General features: G+C 38.7%; 16 protein-coding genes. 4 read left to right on the plus strand and 12 right to left on the minus strand.

The genetic code is table 11. The features are described from left to right. Window positions 1-667: 667 nt before the first annotated feature. The 3 genes from CDG77_RS19365 to CDG77_RS19375 form a co-directional block, all read right to left on the minus strand. The gene (locus CDG77_RS19365; RefSeq protein WP_094330966.1) at window positions 668-970 is read right to left on the minus strand and encodes a hypothetical protein; all 303 of its coding nucleotides are present in this window, start codon (window positions 968-970) and stop codon (window positions 668-670) included. A gap of 268 nt (window positions 971-1238) precedes the next feature. Then, window positions 1239-1505: a hypothetical protein gene (locus CDG77_RS19370; protein WP_094330967.1), complete on the minus strand. Its 267-nt coding sequence runs from the start codon at window positions 1503-1505 to the stop codon at window positions 1239-1241. A 39-nt stretch (window positions 1506-1544) separates the two neighbouring features. Next, a complete protein-coding gene (locus CDG77_RS19375; protein WP_094330968.1) occupies window positions 1545-1898 on the minus strand; it encodes a helix-turn-helix domain-containing protein in 354 nt (117 codons plus the stop codon). 187 nt (window positions 1899-2085) lie between these two features. On the opposite strand from CDG77_RS19375, the gene CDG77_RS19380 reads away from it, so the two are divergent. Genes CDG77_RS19380 through CDG77_RS19390 form a run of 3 tightly spaced genes read left to right on the plus strand, consistent with a single transcriptional unit; the run spans window position 2086 to window position 5147 of the window. Next, on the plus strand, window positions 2086-2922 hold the full coding sequence (locus tag CDG77_RS19380; RefSeq protein WP_094330969.1) for a MarR family transcriptional regulator: 837 nt from the start codon (window positions 2086-2088) through the stop codon (window positions 2920-2922). Window positions 2923-2947: 25 nt separating this feature from the next. Continuing rightward, window positions 2948-4321 (plus strand): replicative DNA helicase, encoded by a 1374-nt coding sequence (gene dnaB / locus CDG77_RS19385; protein WP_094330970.1) that lies wholly within the window; start codon window positions 2948-2950, stop codon window positions 4319-4321. Next, a complete protein-coding gene (locus CDG77_RS19390; RefSeq protein WP_094330971.1) occupies window positions 4296-5147 on the plus strand; it encodes a hypothetical protein in 852 nt (283 codons plus the stop codon). The genes dnaB and CDG77_RS19390 overlap by 26 nt, the downstream gene beginning before the upstream one ends. Before the next feature lie 227 nt (window positions 5148-5374). On the opposite strand, the gene CDG77_RS19395 is transcribed toward CDG77_RS19390, so the two are convergent. The 5 genes from CDG77_RS19395 to CDG77_RS19415 form a co-directional block, all read right to left on the minus strand. Then, the gene (locus tag CDG77_RS19395; RefSeq protein WP_094330972.1) at window positions 5375-5881 is read right to left on the minus strand and encodes a hypothetical protein; all 507 of its coding nucleotides are present in this window, start codon (window positions 5879-5881) and stop codon (window positions 5375-5377) included. 271 nt (window positions 5882-6152) lie between these two features. Then, on the minus strand, window positions 6153-6641 hold the full coding sequence (locus CDG77_RS19400; RefSeq protein WP_223269882.1) for a hypothetical protein: 489 nt from the start codon (window positions 6639-6641) through the stop codon (window positions 6153-6155). A gap of 259 nt (window positions 6642-6900) precedes the next feature. Then, entirely contained in the window at window positions 6901-8481 is a 1581-nt protein-coding gene (locus tag CDG77_RS19405) for a TniQ family protein (protein WP_094330973.1), read from the minus strand. After that, entirely contained in the window at window positions 8471-9658 is a 1188-nt protein-coding gene (locus CDG77_RS19410; protein WP_094330974.1) for an AAA family ATPase, read from the minus strand. Before CDG77_RS19410 ends, CDG77_RS19405 begins: the two co-directional genes overlap by 11 nt. Before the next feature lie 2 nt (window positions 9659-9660). Further along, window positions 9661-12390, minus strand: a complete 2730-nt coding sequence (locus CDG77_RS19415; RefSeq protein WP_094330975.1) for a TnsA endonuclease C-terminal domain-containing protein — start codon at window positions 12388-12390, stop codon at window positions 9661-9663. Window positions 12391-12548: 158 nt separating this feature from the next. Between CDG77_RS19415 and CDG77_RS19420 the strand changes: the two genes are divergently transcribed. Then, window positions 12549-12737, plus strand: a complete 189-nt coding sequence (locus tag CDG77_RS19420) for a ribbon-helix-helix domain-containing protein (RefSeq protein WP_094330976.1) — start codon at window positions 12549-12551, stop codon at window positions 12735-12737. 150 nt (window positions 12738-12887) lie between these two features. Here CDG77_RS19420 and CDG77_RS19425 read toward each other — a convergent pair whose 3' ends face one another. The 4 genes from CDG77_RS19425 to CDG77_RS19440 all read right to left on the minus strand — a co-directional run bounded on the left by CDG77_RS19425 (window position 12888) and on the right by CDG77_RS19440 (window position 15214). Next, entirely contained in the window at window positions 12888-13616 is a 729-nt protein-coding gene (locus CDG77_RS19425) for a hypothetical protein (protein ID WP_223269883.1), read from the minus strand. A gap of 270 nt (window positions 13617-13886) precedes the next feature. Next, the gene (locus tag CDG77_RS19430; RefSeq protein WP_223269884.1) at window positions 13887-14375 is read right to left on the minus strand and encodes an ATP-binding protein; all 489 of its coding nucleotides are present in this window, start codon (window positions 14373-14375) and stop codon (window positions 13887-13889) included. Between the two features lie 25 nt (window positions 14376-14400). Beyond that, the gene (locus CDG77_RS19435; RefSeq protein ID WP_069072406.1) at window positions 14401-14859 is read right to left on the minus strand and encodes a hypothetical protein; all 459 of its coding nucleotides are present in this window, start codon (window positions 14857-14859) and stop codon (window positions 14401-14403) included. Then, window positions 14849-15214, minus strand: a complete 366-nt coding sequence (locus tag CDG77_RS19440; protein WP_223269885.1) for a hypothetical protein — start codon at window positions 15212-15214, stop codon at window positions 14849-14851. Before CDG77_RS19440 ends, CDG77_RS19435 begins: the two co-directional genes overlap by 11 nt. Window positions 15215-15265 lie beyond the last annotated feature (51 nt).

The following is a 15265-nucleotide window of genomic DNA, read 5'->3' on the forward strand; positions in this document are numbered from 1 at the left end:
AACCTTTAACGATAAAACTAGTTGATTATACAGCAATACGGTTCAGTTAAGGGTTATTGGCGAAGAAAATTGGTCTTTCAGACGCGATGAATCGCGTCTCTACATGAGGGTTTTGGGCTTAACTGAACTGTATTGGATTATACAGGTTCTCAGCAAACCACATAAAATAGCTATATCCTTCTATGAATACTTCCAGAATAAATAATCAAAAGTATACTTATGCAAAAATGTCAATGCCTGCATCAATTCTAAAATGCTCATATCCTTGCCCTAAAAATTAGCTATATGATGGAGCCAATAAAGACTCATTATTCAATGAAAACTAACTACTCTGTTTGACATAGATTGGTTTTAGTATGTAACCTTTACCTCAAAAAGCCAATCAACAAAACTTCAATATTTAAGCAACATTTGTTGATATATAAATTAGTAATAAATTTTATTTAGTTTGCCTAAAATTTCATAAAATATGAAAATGTATACAAAAATGTAGGTAATTCACTCAGCTAAAATGTCCTCCAATAAACTTATAAAAATCACAAAAATTACCAGATGAAAGCGATGCCTAGTTTAACCTCATGGAACGCTACTCAATAAAAAGACGAAGCTACAGATATGCGGGTTTAGAATCACCTTTTTAGTCTGGTGAAGACTTTGATGATGATTTCTAGTCAGTTTCAGTATCATCATCTAGCCAGTCATTATCTTCCTCTTCTTCATCTTCCTCAGTAAAAGCTAGTTCAAATACTTCTTGTAACTCCTCCGAATCTATAAGTCCATCATAATTAATGCAAAGGTCTTTTCTACAGTCTTTACAGATAACCTCACCGATTTCTGTATAAAGTAAATAGCTAGATGAGCCGCAACTGAAACAACCATAGTTAAACTTATCAAACTTTTCTAAAATTCTAATTGCAATGTTTTTGTCTTCTATGCCGAATTGCTCTATTGCCCATTTGATATCTAGCATAGTTATTTTCTGGTAGATTGAGCTTTGCTATATTTTGATTATCCCTCAAAACTAATCAATAACTACACTTATGGGATAGTGCTACTGATCCGCAGTTGTTACAGCGCGATCGCTCTTGTGAAAGGTGCGATGCCTACGGTGGTCACTGAGCGCGGCCGTTGTGCGGGCTGTTCGGTGTCGCATTTTCCCTTTAAGAGTATCTCATTGCTACCATGCCAAAAAACGAACTAAAGGCATAAGCTTGTTAGCCCCACTCCTCCTCTAAAAATTAATGCGTTCCCTCTGTCTTATCTTCTGAGGAATTCTGGGAAGAAATTTTTTTGGCGATCGCATCCAATATCGTTGATATCTGATCGGGACTATTTAAATTAACTTGGTATACATTCGTAGCATGAACTTGATTACTCCCTATTACCACTTGTAACCCAGGTTCACCCAGCAGATGCTTGATTAACTTAGCTTTTCCCTCGGCATCCAAGTGATCGCAGTTTTCCATTAATTTTTCTAAAAAATCATCCTCACCCTTATTTACCACAATAAGCGCCTAAGTGTATATGAAAAATTTCTCAGGCTATCATACTGCTACTTGCAGGTCTGTAGTATCCGTATTTTTTCCAGATATGGCCCCTGGTTGTAATACCCAAGCGGCAATCGCTTGTAGTATTTCAGCCTTTTCTTTCGGTGTGGCAGATTCAATTAGTTGAATAGGCGTTAACTCAACTACTCCTATTCTCGCTAGTGCTGGAATTCTACAATTTTCTGGCAGGGCATGAAGGATTTTGAAGTAATTACCAGCTTTTAGGTCGTTTTTGCCATCAAGAAACTTACTAATAGTACTCTCGTGGACACCAGCCCTAACAGAAATCTCTCTTGCTGTTAAGCAACTTTCCCTAATTGCTGTAATTAATATTTCTTGATGTTTATCCATATTGCCACTACTTGCTTTTTTTCAAGTTATTGAATACTATCAAATCTGTCTAGAAAATACAATTTAGCAAAAATCACACTGGCTTAATGGTGCTGGGGTGACAGTTTTGTGAAATTTTAGCGACTTTTACAACAAACTGGCTCTACTTGCATATGCGGGTAAGGGCAAAACTCGTTTTATCCATATTATGACAGACACAAAGATTCAGGGGAAGTTCTACCCGCTCCAACATGAAGAATGGCTAAGAGCCTGCCGGGAATTAACCCCAGCACAGAGGGATGTACTCTACTACCTTCGCACTCTCGACCCATACAGCACCGGAATGGAAGTATCACCCTCAAGGATTGCCAAGGATTTATCTACCGCAGAAAAGCCAGTTCACCGCAGTACTGTAGGCCGTGCCCTCAAAGCGTTGGATGAAAAGGGATTTGTCGATATGGAGCTTCTTAAGGTTAAGGTTCACGTTCTCACCAAAGGCTTGCACTGTTGCGATGAGGTAACAAGTTGTGATGAGGCAACAAGTTGCGATGAGACAACAAGTTGCGATGAGGCAACAAGTTGTGATGAGGCAACAAGTTGCGATGAGACAACTTTGTTGCCTGACCGCAACTTAGGTGATCATGACGCAACTTGCGCGATCGCTACGCAACTTGCGCGATCGCCACGCAACAACCACGAGCCAGAAGTATTGCCAGATAAAGATTCCAGCACACCTAAGATTAATAAGACTTATTTAGAATTTATAGACTCTCTCTCAGAAGACGAGCGAGCGAATTTTTTGAATTTTTGTGAGGAAAAGACAAAGAATCTTAGCCAGCCAGTGAATGACATTGAGGCTTGGTTAGCTCACACCACTAAAGCTGGACAGAACCGTTGGGAAGTTTATTACAAAAAATTTGTGACCTACCAACAAGCCGAGTCCAAAAAATCTCAAAGTAGCCGTAGCAGTCAAATGAAAAAGTTTCAAGAGGAACTTGAGCAACAACGACAACAAGCTATGTCCATGTACGGCAACACAGTATGAATCAATCTAAAATCTCAACTAGCTTATGGCTGAACAACTAAGTTTTCATTCTTCAGGTAGCGATCGCCTGCCACCCCAAAACATTGAGGCGGAAGAGGCGATTTTAGGTGGTATCATGCTTGACCCAGAAGCAATAGGTAGAGTGAGCGATTCTTTGATTCCAGAAGCTTTTTACATCAGCGCTCACAAAGATATCTATCAAGCAGCGCTGCGCCTTCACAGCCAGGGTAAACCTACAGACTTGCTCTCTGTCACCAGTTGGCTGACTGACCATGAAATACTAGTCCGTATTGGCGGGAGAAATAAATTAGCAACTCTGGTAGACCGCACGGTGTCAGCTGTGAACATCGACGCTTTGGCAGGGTTAGTAATAGAAAAATACCTGCGGCGGCAGTTAATCAAGGCTGGCAATGAAATTGTGCATCTGGGTTACGAAACTGAAACTGAGTTACCCAAAATCCTTGATCAATCACAACAGAAGGTTTTTCAACTTTCTAACCAAAGCTTTGGTTCAAACACCGAACACAACAGCACAATTACTATTACAGCTTACAAGGAATTAGATTCAGGAAGCCCTATCTACTCTACAGGACTTGATGAACTCGATAATTTAATGGTCGGATTTGAAAGCGGTACGCTCACCATAGTTGCGGGTAGACCGTCAATGGGAAAGTCCCAAATTTCGTTGCAACTAGCTCTCAAGATGATATTGCTCCACAATTTACCTGTGGTTATCTTCTCGCTGGAGATGACCAAAAAGCAATTAGAGTACAGGCTGTGGAGTTTAATTAGTGTCACCAATGCCTACAAACATTTAGGATTAACGCCACTGAAGAACGATCGCATCCGCAGACATCGAGCCAAATTTCAACCTTTAGCAGATTGGGAATTCACGCTTATTGCCAAAATCGTTGATATTGCCTCAGAACTGCCGCTTTATATGAATGATTCAAGGGGCATCACCGTTTCACAAATTGCATCAGAATGCCGCCAAATTAAGGCTAAAGAGGGAAAACTGGGGCTAGTTGTAGTTGATTACCTGCAAATGATGGCAGAGGACTCTGGAGGCAACCGCAGCTATGAACTAGGAGATGTAGCCAGGGGACTTTACAAAATGGCAGGGGAACTGGATGTACCCGTGTTAGCACTGTCGCAAATCTCTAGGGGAGTTGAGGGTAGACAGAATAAGCGCCCAATGATGAGCGACCTTAGCCAATCGGGAATTTTAGAAATGGTGGCAGACAATATTATTCTTGCTTACCGGGATGAGTACTATAACCCAGACACTACAGAGCAAGGAATATTAGAGCTAATCATGGCTAAAGCACGGCACGGTGAAACAGGCACAGCAACGGTATTTTTTGACAAGTCCTATGGAATTATCCAGAATTTGCGTTGATGGAATATCTGAGTCCTCAAACTCCTGTCGAAACCATCCGCCTCCTGTATCGGAATTTTTACTGGGGGGTATTGATAATAGCCCTAGTAAAAACTTTAAAGAAATAGAAATACCCCCCAGTAAAGACAACCCTAGTAAAAAGCCTGAACAAATAGAGATATCCCCCAGTAAAGATAGCCCTAGTAAAAAGCGCAGAAATTGGGGTGAGGGTAACGGCACTATTCATTGGCGCACCATTACTAGGGGTGGAAAGGACTATCCCCAGGCTTATTATCATTGGCAGGAAAAAGGGAGCAAGAAAACCAAGTACATTCCCAAGCAAATACTTGGGGATATTCAAGAAGCAGAGTTCAAGAAGCGCCCAATTAGAGAAATTTTGACATTACTGGGTGTTGTGCCTAGCCCTATTAAAAACACATTACTGGGGGATATGGAAAACAGCCCTAGTAAAGATGTTGAGCAGCCAGAAATACCCCCCAGTAAAAATAACCCTAGTAACAATAGCGAACAGTCAGAGATACCCCCCAGTAAAGATAGCCCTAGTAACAATGTCGAACAGTCAAAGATATCCTCCAGTAAAGATAGCCCTAGTAAAACTAGACGACACAAAGGATTAGGTAGTGGCTCCATTCAGTGGAAAACCATTACCCTTCACGGCAAAGATTATCCCCAAGCTTGGTATCACTATGAGTTTTGGAAGGATGGCGATCGCCTGGTTAAAAAGTGCAAGTATATTCCAAAACGACTATTAGGGAGAATAGAGAAGCTAGAAGCAGATAAAGCACCAGTTAGAGATATCTTGTCAATATTGCGAGTAAAATTATAGAAAAACTTCCTAAAAATCGCGTAAATTGTAAATATCAGGTAAGTCTATTACAGGTTTACAATAATGATTATTAAAGGGGTGGTTTTTAATTGACACCAAAAATAGTTGCATAATTTCAAAGCTTAGTCTCAAAGCTTTACACAGATTGGTTTGTGATTTTTCTGACAAGTCTATTGTTGACGACAACTTTTTAAATCCCAGTACCAACCGGGGCTTTTCATCAAACTCTAAGCAAGCATTTCCACAAACTCGACCACTTGAGCAGAAGTCACTTGTTGTGCGATCAGAAAGTCAACGAGTCCATCGAGTTTTTTACGGTTGTAGACGGTAGAATAGCCTTGAATCTGGCGTTCCTTGCAGAACTGTCGTAGCTTCCGCGCACCTAAATCCAAAAGCTTCTTCCTCTCTTCCGTAACGTCTATTAGCACAAGTTGTCTGGCTTCATCCGCAAACCTAGTTTCAACAACTGGCGGCGCAGTTTCAATAATCGAAGATTCTGGTTCAGAAAATTCTTCCTCATCAGAAACAGCACCAACCACAGTCAAATCCCCCTGAGTTTCAAAAACTGACGACTCTTCAGAAATCACCGCAGCGCTATTACTAACTTGAAGTGATGCTGATTGACCAGGGACAAAAATCACATACAAGATTGGGAAGATAATCAAAAACAACTCGATTGGAAACAAAACATCGTTAACAGATTGCACAAAAGGTGATATTGCAAAAGCAGACATAATGTGATTCCTCCATGAATTACTGATGGGCGGCGTTGTAGCGGCTTGCCACCCAGTAGCGGGGGGAAACCCCCGTACTGAGTGAAAGCTTTTACACGTATCCCATCCACCAGTAGGAGGAAGGAGGGTAAATTGCCTTTAAGCAATTAGACGAACCAAGTTTTCCAAAATTTGCAGTTGTTGAATTTTAGAAATTACCAATCCAAGATACAGAAATTGCAAAAATGTGATTTTTCCGACTTGCACCCGCAGCTTTTAGAAACTTCCTTATTCATCCCAGCACTCCAAATTTTTTACTCTTAAGGTAGTTGACGTAACTAACCAAGTTGTAGTTATATTTGAGTTCTTGGGGAACAAAAGTTGAGTAAGGATGCAGCGCTACACCATCACGGCGAAAGCGGTGACAAGGCGCATATATATCAAAAAAGATAGATATCTCATCACCATCAACCTCGATTTGGGCTATGCCCTTGAGTTCCTTCGCAAACTCCGAAACTCGCCTTGATGCTACGTAGTCAAAGACCACTACATTTCGAGTGCGGAAATACTGGATGTAAGAAAGAAGTCTCGCTTCCGTACCAAGCTCAAGCAGTCTATCAGAATGTTTCAGCAAGATACCGGAATAAGAAAAAGAAAACCTACGATTAGCGTATTCATCCCACAAAATAAGGTCGCCGTAAAACTTGCAAATATTCGCCTGATTGGACGATATTTCTCTATTTAAGCTTTCGACAACAGCATCATCTTCAAATGGAAACAACGCCTTACGTTCATCCCATTGCTTATCTGGACAGCAACCATCTTCAAACCATCCGTATGAATGAATGCCACAAACAATATTATTGGCACCATGCAGTAACTTACTGTCACTGGAAGCATAACTTTTCCGTCACGGAAGGCTTATGCTTCTAATACACTTCAGAAAAGTTATGCTTCCAAGCACAGATGAACAAAAATATTGGTTTATCCCAAAAGAATAGGTTGAACATGATTTATTAAATCATGATTATCGTGGTGTATCAATTTTCATAACCGAGTTCCTGTCGAGTTTTAAATAAGGCATCTTGAAAAAATTGCTCCCGTGTATATCCTGGTTTGGTTAAAAGTTTCCTAACTTGAGCAAGAGTAGGTTCTTTTCCTTGGTTATGAAGCTTAGAAATAGCCTCATTCATTTCATGAATCACTTGATTTCTCTTCTCTAATGTGCAAGCGTTTCGATATTCTTTGTGACGCTTGGAGATTTGATAGCAAAGTTCAGGGAAGAGTTTATACAATTTGGCACTCTTTATTGGGAGACTTTTCGTAAGAGATTGCATTGAAGGAGGAGGATTTACTATGAGTGCTGCTTCCAAAAAATTTCTGATTTCTAGAGAATACTGATTAAAATTTTTCAAACGCTCAGTACGACGATGGAGCTTGAGTGCTTGATATAATTCCGGACAATAATATTTGATAGAATGCCGAGAACACTTAAGCCTTTTAGCAACTTCTGTAATACTTGGGGGAACTTCTTCGAGAAGAGCTTGTGTAAGAACTTGTCGAATTTTTATCTTGTCTAATTTTGTTGGCTTTGGTTTATCATGTTGCTCTTTTCCTTTGACAAATAGCTGAGAACTAACCTTTAATTTCCCAATAAGAGTATTAATATCTTCGGTAAAAAATTTCAGAGGAGATGTTTGGAAAGCGGATGTAATTTGTAAGAGTTTATCAATTCGGGTAACTCGTTTATTGTAAAGGTAAATAAGTATGTTTTCACTACGAACACCAATAAAACGAGTAAATGTAGCTATTTCCCCTTTAGTAATATTATTAGCATTCAAATAAGTATTAAGAACTTGAGCAGTTCTATCCCTAGTTGGTAAAGAAGATAGGTGAGGAGCAGCAGCGATTAATTCCCCCATACTGATTGTTACATATTCTTGCCATTTAATATTATCTTTATATATGGTTTGATGGTAGGTTTGAATTGATGAGGAAGATCCTAACCAGTTGCCACAGTGGGAACAGTAACCAAGTTGCATCTGTTTTCCGATTATCGGGAGCGTCTGACGGCAATGAGGACACTCCTCAAGTAAATATTGATAATGGTGAAGACAAATTTTAACTGGATCAAGAAACCAAAGTAAAGGAATATATAAAGGTTTTTTATTTGTTTGCCATTCTTCATAGCAAACTGGACACCAAGCTTGATGGTCACGAAATAGTTGATGATAAGTAGTAATCTCAGACCAAGAAAGCATCGTGAGAAATGATAAATCATTACGTAAAGTTAAAGCTTCTAGCTGTTGAGATAATTTAGTGCTAGTTAATCCTAATCCATTGAAAGATTTGGAATTGTGAGGCGATCTAAGTAATCGGTAGATTATTTGGCTATAATCAGATAAATCTTTTCTATCAAAATCCTTGAGAATGTTGGGATGAAGTAGCTTGTTGACAGTCACACAATGAGCTTGAGATAAACGAATTATATAACTGGTCAAACTTTCACAATCAGGTGTTCCAATTCCAATTGGCTCTAAAGAATATAAACGGCTACATTCGGAAATTTCCGGTGGGTGTAATTCTAACGATTCATAAATACTTAATTTCTTATACTTCATGAGTTTCAATCCCTACGGAATCCCGTTGAGGTTTTCGTTGACCTACAGTTTTTTTACGTTTTTTAAATTGAGAAGATTGCTCCTGTGATTGTTGAAGTTCTTTTGGAACTTTTTGTCTGAAGACGGGTTTGCCTCCCAAACCTAATTCAATACGTAGTTTTTCAACTTCACCTTCAATCTCTATGGCTCTTTTTTCACCCTCTTTGATTGCTTTAAAAATGTTTCGACATTGACCTACTGATAAAGCTCGTCGTTCTAAATGACTAAGAGTGATTATGTTTGATTCTTCTGCTAAGGCATCAGCCAAAGCATTGTTTAACCAATTTTTTAGAATGCCAACACATCCTAAACTGCGTTCATAGAGGTAGTTCCAATTGGATAAAAAATCAGGTTCTTCAACTGTTGGAATTTGACCTTGGAAATTCCAAATAACACTCTGCCAGATTTCTCTGTCTTCGATGAATTCGGCATTATAACGAGGCAAGTGAATATAAACACTACGCCGACTTAATTGATCACCAATATCGTGAAGAGTTAGCAACTCATAGGTTCCAATTAAACCATGTAAAACTTCTGTACGATTAGCTAGAGATTTAATAGCTTCTGGGACATCGGTTAGTTTACGTCCGCTGGCTACCGCTAGTAGATGATGAGCTTCATCAATAAAGAAAGTCTGAGGTCGTCGGTGTTTCAGGGATTGTTCTAATGCCCATCCCAAATCAGTTTCAAGAATTTTTTGCTTAATTACAATTTTCCCTTCATTATCTGAGTAAATGCCTTGTACTCCGTAGTTAATCTTGTGATTAATAAATTCCTTTGGTTCATGAAGAGCATATAAACATCGTTTGAGATGATCTTTAGCATTGAATAGACCAGATTTTTGTACAACTGCTTCTACACTGGCAAATGGAATGCGCCCTCGGTCAACTTCCATTTCTTTCCATAACTCTTGGACTATCCATTTTTCAGTGAGCAAGCGTAATTTGGTTTTGCCTACTCCTGTGGGACCGAAAATAAAAATAATTTTGGACTCTCCGCAATGGCGAATAATAGGTTTGAGAGTTTCAAAAGCTTCATAAAGATAAGGGTGCGCCATTGTATAGTTATCATAATAATTTAGTCGGACTTGAAGTGGTGCAGTAAGTAGTTCCAGCGGAAATAGTCTGGCTGTTGACATGATTAATAAATTTTGAAGATTTTGAGTTTTTGAGGATTAACTAATTCATTAACTTCTAATTCAGATTCTGTTGAACTATTCAATTTATCCTGTTCTTTTTCTTCATCGACATTTGGGGTTTGATTGTAGGGACTTAGCAAGGGTAGTTCTCCTTCAATAACCTGAAAAACTTCCTGTGCTTGTTTATCCCGCAAGCGTTGTTCGAGTAAAATTTCCTCAACCTCAAGGCTGGCCAGAAATTCTCCGAGTTGTTTAGCTCGAATTCTGTAACTAGAAGCATGGTTTTGTTTTTGTTTCTTAAGTTGGGTAGTTGCTATTTGAATTTCTTTTTCAGAACGTCCTCGGAATAAAGAGTAATATTCACTAATGCACTCAACCCATTGACCCCGAACATAAGCATAGGCAATTCCTGCATTAAAAGGGTCATATCTAACATTGACTGAAGTATTTTCTATTTCTGGGTCACGAAAGGTATTTGACCAGTAGTATTTCTGCTCAACTTTGATTCCTTTTCCCGGCTGTACTTTCGCTCTACTCTTGTTAGTAGTAGGCAAAGTTAGGATGCGGAAATTTTCGTCATAGGAAATGCGACGATGCTCACGACTACCATATTGAGCAATTCCTGCACTGAAGACTTCTCGTGGACTCTGCCCTTCTAAACCCGGATGTTCAATGGTGTCATAAATAGAGTAAGCCCATTCACAGAGGTATAAGTACAACCATCCCAAAGTCCACAATGATAAATTCTTGGGACTGACTGATTGGGTCATCAGTCTGACTTTTTTTGTAATTTGGGTATTGCCTGCTAAATTGTAGAAAAACTGGGTGTTGGTGGTTCCAAATAACCGTTCACACACGCTACTAAATCGAGATTTGCTGCTAGGACGATGCTTAAGAGTACATCCAAACAAAGCTAGCAGAGTTTCAAAATAAGTGCTGTAAAATTCTTTAGCGTTATCTGTGACGATGGTTTGAGGCAGTCGTCCATAACGTTTTACACATATTCGCAGAACCATCATACAAGAACGATATGAAGGAGGATCATAGCTGGCATAAACTGCTAAAATCCGCCGAGAAAATGCATCCACAAGCAATGTTATCCAAGCTCTCCCAAGAACTTTTCCTGTTTTAGAGCATCTGAGTTCAATATCTGATTCGGTATGGTCAATATGGCAAATATGGAAGGGGAAATCCCCATGACGAGGTGTTGTTACTTCTAACTCCCAATAAAAGGGTTCTAACCGATAAGCAGAGCGAAGTCCTTCTCTTTTGAGAGTTTGTTCGTAACCAGAACGTTTTTTAATTTCTTTGATAAAAGTTTTGTAACTGGGAACTTGAAGCTCAGAGATTCCGGTTTCGACACAGAAGTGGACAAATTCGTTATAAACTGACTGTTTGCGTTTTTGTTTTTTGGTTTCATATCTTTCTATAATAAATTTATCTATCAAGTTGAGAATATGTTGAGGTAATTTTCGATTTCGATTACCTTTTTTGTTCTCAAAATGCAGTATTCCTAAGTACCCATATCCATATTTCTGTTGTGCTTGTCTGTAAGCTGTTAACCAAATTCTTAAAGAGCGTTCTTGTGGTGTATTCGTTTTAATAGGTTGTCCATCCAAATAGGGTTGAATCAGATGATAAGGACGATTAGCTGCCATTAAGTCTGGGAAGCTAGCTTTTTTGAACAAATCCATTACCTGGTTGTTAATTTCATCAGTTTTTTGAGTAGTGGATTTGGTGATTTTGCCCTGTTTTACTAACTCATCAAAAGTGGAGAGAGATAATGTGACAATTTGCTGTTCTGATGTTTGAAGTAAAACTTCTGTTTCTCCTACTAAAGTAATAGTCAGACTTTTGCCGCTATACAAAACAGTTATACCAGGGATAAGTTCAACTCCTGGTGAGTGAATAGTATTTGTGGTTGATTGAGATAGAATAATTGCGTTGTAGGTTTCTTCGTACAGTTGGTCAATAAACAAAAGACATTTTTGGGCTTCTACCAAAGGAGATGCTGTTAAATTTACATAGATTTCTTCATTAGCAATCAGATGATAAATATCGTCTGTGCTGACCCCTTCGCCATGATGAAGGAGATTCGCTAAGGTTATACCTGGTTGTGCAGATATCATTGAAAGGATGGTATTTCGAGTCGCTTTTGTCACCTCAAAAGCATCTGATTTGTAGTAATCTGCTAAAAATTCTAGGTTCCGATGTAGCGTCCAATTAATCTCGGCATTTGACCAAAGGCGGAAAAAAAAGCCAAATTGTTGAGCATATTGTTCAGCTGGTGGGCTGTGCCACTGATTATCATCATCTAAAACGTAACGCCGAGAGCTTTTTTGAGCTAATTGATTTAATTTATCTTCTGGTTTGCACTCTACCCATCCAACAGAGTTAGTACAAATAACAAAGAAGTCTGGGGTGATATAAAAACCAAGATTGCGTCCTGATGCTTCTTGATAACTGAGTTTAAAAGACGGAGGTTGGTCGTAATACTCTAGAACATCTTCATCATGTTCGAGTTGGTAGATAAAAGGGAGTTCTACTTTATGAGACTCAAATTGAATGCTCAATCCCATCTTTCGACTAGGGTAACGTCCTGTAACATTGTTATGAGCGCCTCTGACACGACGGGAGGGAGCAGATGAGCGGACGTGTTGGATTTCCTGTTGTGCTTTCTCTGATAGCTTTAGACAGCAGCACCATTGCTTAAATTCATCATCACTCAGCATGGCAATTTCCTCGCTATTCGACTCTCAGCATCGGGAGTGTAAGAATAGATATCGCCTAATATACATCTATATTGACTTAAATCAGATGTAAATTAACTCAATTTAATCTGGGTGATATGGGGAAGTAAAATAAGCTGAAAGTGAGCAGTAACTAATTTGTGAGCAAACGAATTAACATCACCTTACCCGATTCTGTATTAGATGATCTCGAGTCGTGGGCAGAATTCCAAGGACGCCCTACCGCTAATCTTGCTGCTTTTCTGATTGAGATGTCTATCAAAGAAGCAAAGGATAAGGGGATATTTCCTGATAAAACAGACTCTAATGACAATGTTCTAAAAAAGTAAGAGTTTCCTTGAGTTATTGATTTTTATGAAAACTAACTTGGACTCACAGAAATCTTATGCTTCCAATTTGGGCTTTCGGAAAAGTTATGCTTCTAGTCACTTAAAGATAAGCGTCATCATCCAATATGAACATAAGGGTTATAGAGTTTTTCACAGAAATGTTATTGTTCCACTGGCGGAAAAGTTATCCTTCCAGTGACACTTACACCCAGCACACACTTGCAAATAGCAAGAAGTAAATTCTTCGCTATTAACTGCATTAACATAGCGTCGGTGTATATCTAAATGTTCCTCTAAAGCTTCACAAGGTAAAGGCTTATATGAGGAAAAGGTTTGTCCAATTAATCTGTCTGGATCAATTTCATCACAGATTACTGCCAAGTCGTCAATGTGGTGAGAACGTAATTCCTCGTAAAGTACAAATTTTCGATACGGTTCTTCCTCAAATCTGCAAACAACCAAGCCCTTAAAATCAGAATGTCCCTCAAAATTCATCACCGTATAAGTGTAAATAAAAGGCACATCATTAGATTTTTCAAAGCTCTCATATTTTGTAAATACAAGCGGTTTTATGTCAGCTATTTTTGCAGGTTCTATCCTAGAATTAGTTTCCTCCGATTCTTCAACAATACTTAAGAAAGCACCGCCCAAGGAAGCAAAAATAATTCCGGTAAAGCCCAATACAATAGCACCAATGCCGGTAGAGGCAATTTGTTCAGAGCGTTCTTTCTCAATAATTGGGAATCCGCCCCTAGCTAAGTACAATAAACCCAAACCAGAAAAAGTTGCTATAGCGCCCAAACCAATAGCAGTCAAAGACACCATTCCAAAAGCAGCATTAATGTTTCTCAAGCAATTAAACGCAAACTTCTTCAACATAATTCATCCCTCCAAAATGCAGGTTACAAGGTTTTTAATTACTCTTGCCCCGGCACGAATTGGGATTTGCTGAGAACTACACCACTAACCTACCGCTTACTCTATTAACAATTCCAAAACTATTTAATAGATTCGTCCTGGTTAATTTTCAGTATCGGCAGTAGTTTCATTCCCAATGGTGATAGCAAGAGTCGAACTTGCTTGATTGCTTAAAACAATCATCCACCCAGAGTGGATATCACCAAAAAACGATATCTAAAAGCCATATATCTACTGTCCAAGAGTCCAAGTATTAGTTTCGTTTAATTCCAATCTTTCAAAATAGTTAGCAAAACCTGGAAAGTGAAAATATTCTAACGGCATCCGAGATATTAATAGTAAAGAAAAATTTTCTAGTTGAGCTAACTGTTGTAATCGAAATAAGTCGTCGATAAAACTATTGCTAACAAAGTGTAATCTATCAAAATTATCTATCACCAGCAGTTTATTATAACCATCAGATAATTTGCTTATGATATTTTGCCAATCCTGCTGGTAGTAAAAGCTGAAGCTAATAGGAATAACGTTGAATAGATGATCCACACTAAAAGGATGTTCAAGATTGAGGTAAACAGACTCTAAGTTAATATCCTTGAGTAAACAGTTTTTAACAGTAAGAGTCTTACCAATATTTTGCTTGCCCCATAGGTTAATATTCTTGCCTGCATTTACCCGATCGATTAACTGACGGTAGTCTTTATAACGTAACATTATCGTCATCCTTTAAATCCAATATATCCATAAATTAAATTGACACTAAATATGTGATTTTTTGGCTGTGCTTCTCTAAGCTGTTTCGGGAAAATTGGTTAGATACAATAAAATTATCTAACAGAAAATCAGGTGATTGTGAAAGTCTCAACAGCACACCATCATCACCACTACTGCGATGATAATAATGAACTACAGGTGATTGGATAACTGTCAAGTTATCGTTACGAATTGCTCGTCCTGTAACCAGACCATCCATGATAAATTTGGCGGCAGCAGCTACGTTATCGCTATCTCGTCCAAAATTTTTGAGATACCAATGAAATTCAATCCAAACTGCACCATCTAAACAAAATCCACATTCTCGAACAAATTCACCAATTAAGTTTGTCCAGTACTTCTTAAGTCCAGCGCTGGCTTGCCAACCTGACCGTGCCTGGTTAATAATTTCGTTCATACTAGGAGGTAAAGGCATCGTTAATTCAAATATCATCTTCTTCACCCCCTTTCAAGCTATTTAAAAAATCCTCAACAACATTTCTAAATTTCTTATACGACCTACCATCTTGACGGGATAAATTGAATACCGCTTTGACAATTTCATCAAGTTGATAGCCCTTTTGATGCAAATTCAAAATTGAGTTTCTTGCTTCCTCGTCAAGCTGTACCTTAAAGTTAAAACTGCCCTCAAAATCAGTTTTATGCTGTTTAGTTTTAGTAACAGCAGTAGCTTTAGATTTACCTATGTCCTTACTATTGCGCTCGCCGTACAAACTAGCGACAAATTCATCAAAGTCTAACCCAGACTGCCAAGCTGTATAGCCCACATTCCGCACCCTAACTGTCACAAGTTCATTAGTACTTAACTAATTGTCGGCGAATAGTATTTATGAACTATA

This window comes from Nostoc sp. 'Peltigera membranacea cyanobiont' 213 (assembly GCF_002245975.1).
GTDB lineage: Bacteria > Cyanobacteriota > Cyanobacteriia > Cyanobacteriales > Nostocaceae > Nostoc.

Excerpts from the sequence above, each read along its gene's own strand:
- CDG77_RS19375 (WP_094330968.1), bottom strand. The coding sequence starts at position 1,898 with ATGGATAAACATCAAGAAATATTAATTACAGCAATTAGGGAAAGTTGC.
- CDG77_RS19415 (WP_094330975.1), bottom strand. The coding sequence starts at position 12,390 with ATGCTGAGTGATGATGAATTTAAGCAATGGTGCTGCTGTCTAAAGCTA.
- CDG77_RS19430 (WP_223269884.1), bottom strand. The coding sequence starts at position 14,375 with ATGACGATAATGTTACGTTATAAAGACTACCGTCAGTTAATCGATCGG.
- CDG77_RS19390 (WP_094330971.1), top strand. The coding sequence starts at position 4,296 with ATGGAATTATCCAGAATTTGCGTTGATGGAATATCTGAGTCCTCAAAC.
- CDG77_RS19410 (WP_094330974.1), bottom strand. The coding sequence starts at position 9,658 with ATGTCAACAGCCAGACTATTTCCGCTGGAACTACTTACTGCACCACTT.
- CDG77_RS19425 (WP_223269883.1), bottom strand. The coding sequence starts at position 13,616 with ATGTTGAAGAAGTTTGCGTTTAATTGCTTGAGAAACATTAATGCTGCT.
- CDG77_RS19435 (WP_069072406.1), bottom strand. The coding sequence starts at position 14,859 with ATGATATTTGAATTAACGATGCCTTTACCTCCTAGTATGAACGAAATT.
- CDG77_RS19395 (WP_094330972.1), bottom strand. The coding sequence starts at position 5,881 with ATGTCTGCTTTTGCAATATCACCTTTTGTGCAATCTGTTAACGATGTT.
- CDG77_RS19405 (WP_094330973.1), bottom strand. The coding sequence starts at position 8,481 with ATGAAGTATAAGAAATTAAGTATTTATGAATCGTTAGAATTACACCCA.
- CDG77_RS19365 (WP_094330966.1), bottom strand. The coding sequence starts at position 970 with ATGCTAGATATCAAATGGGCAATAGAGCAATTCGGCATAGAAGACAAA.
- dnaB (WP_094330970.1), top strand. The coding sequence starts at position 2,948 with ATGGCTGAACAACTAAGTTTTCATTCTTCAGGTAGCGATCGCCTGCCA.
- CDG77_RS19380 (WP_094330969.1), top strand. The coding sequence starts at position 2,086 with ATGACAGACACAAAGATTCAGGGGAAGTTCTACCCGCTCCAACATGAA.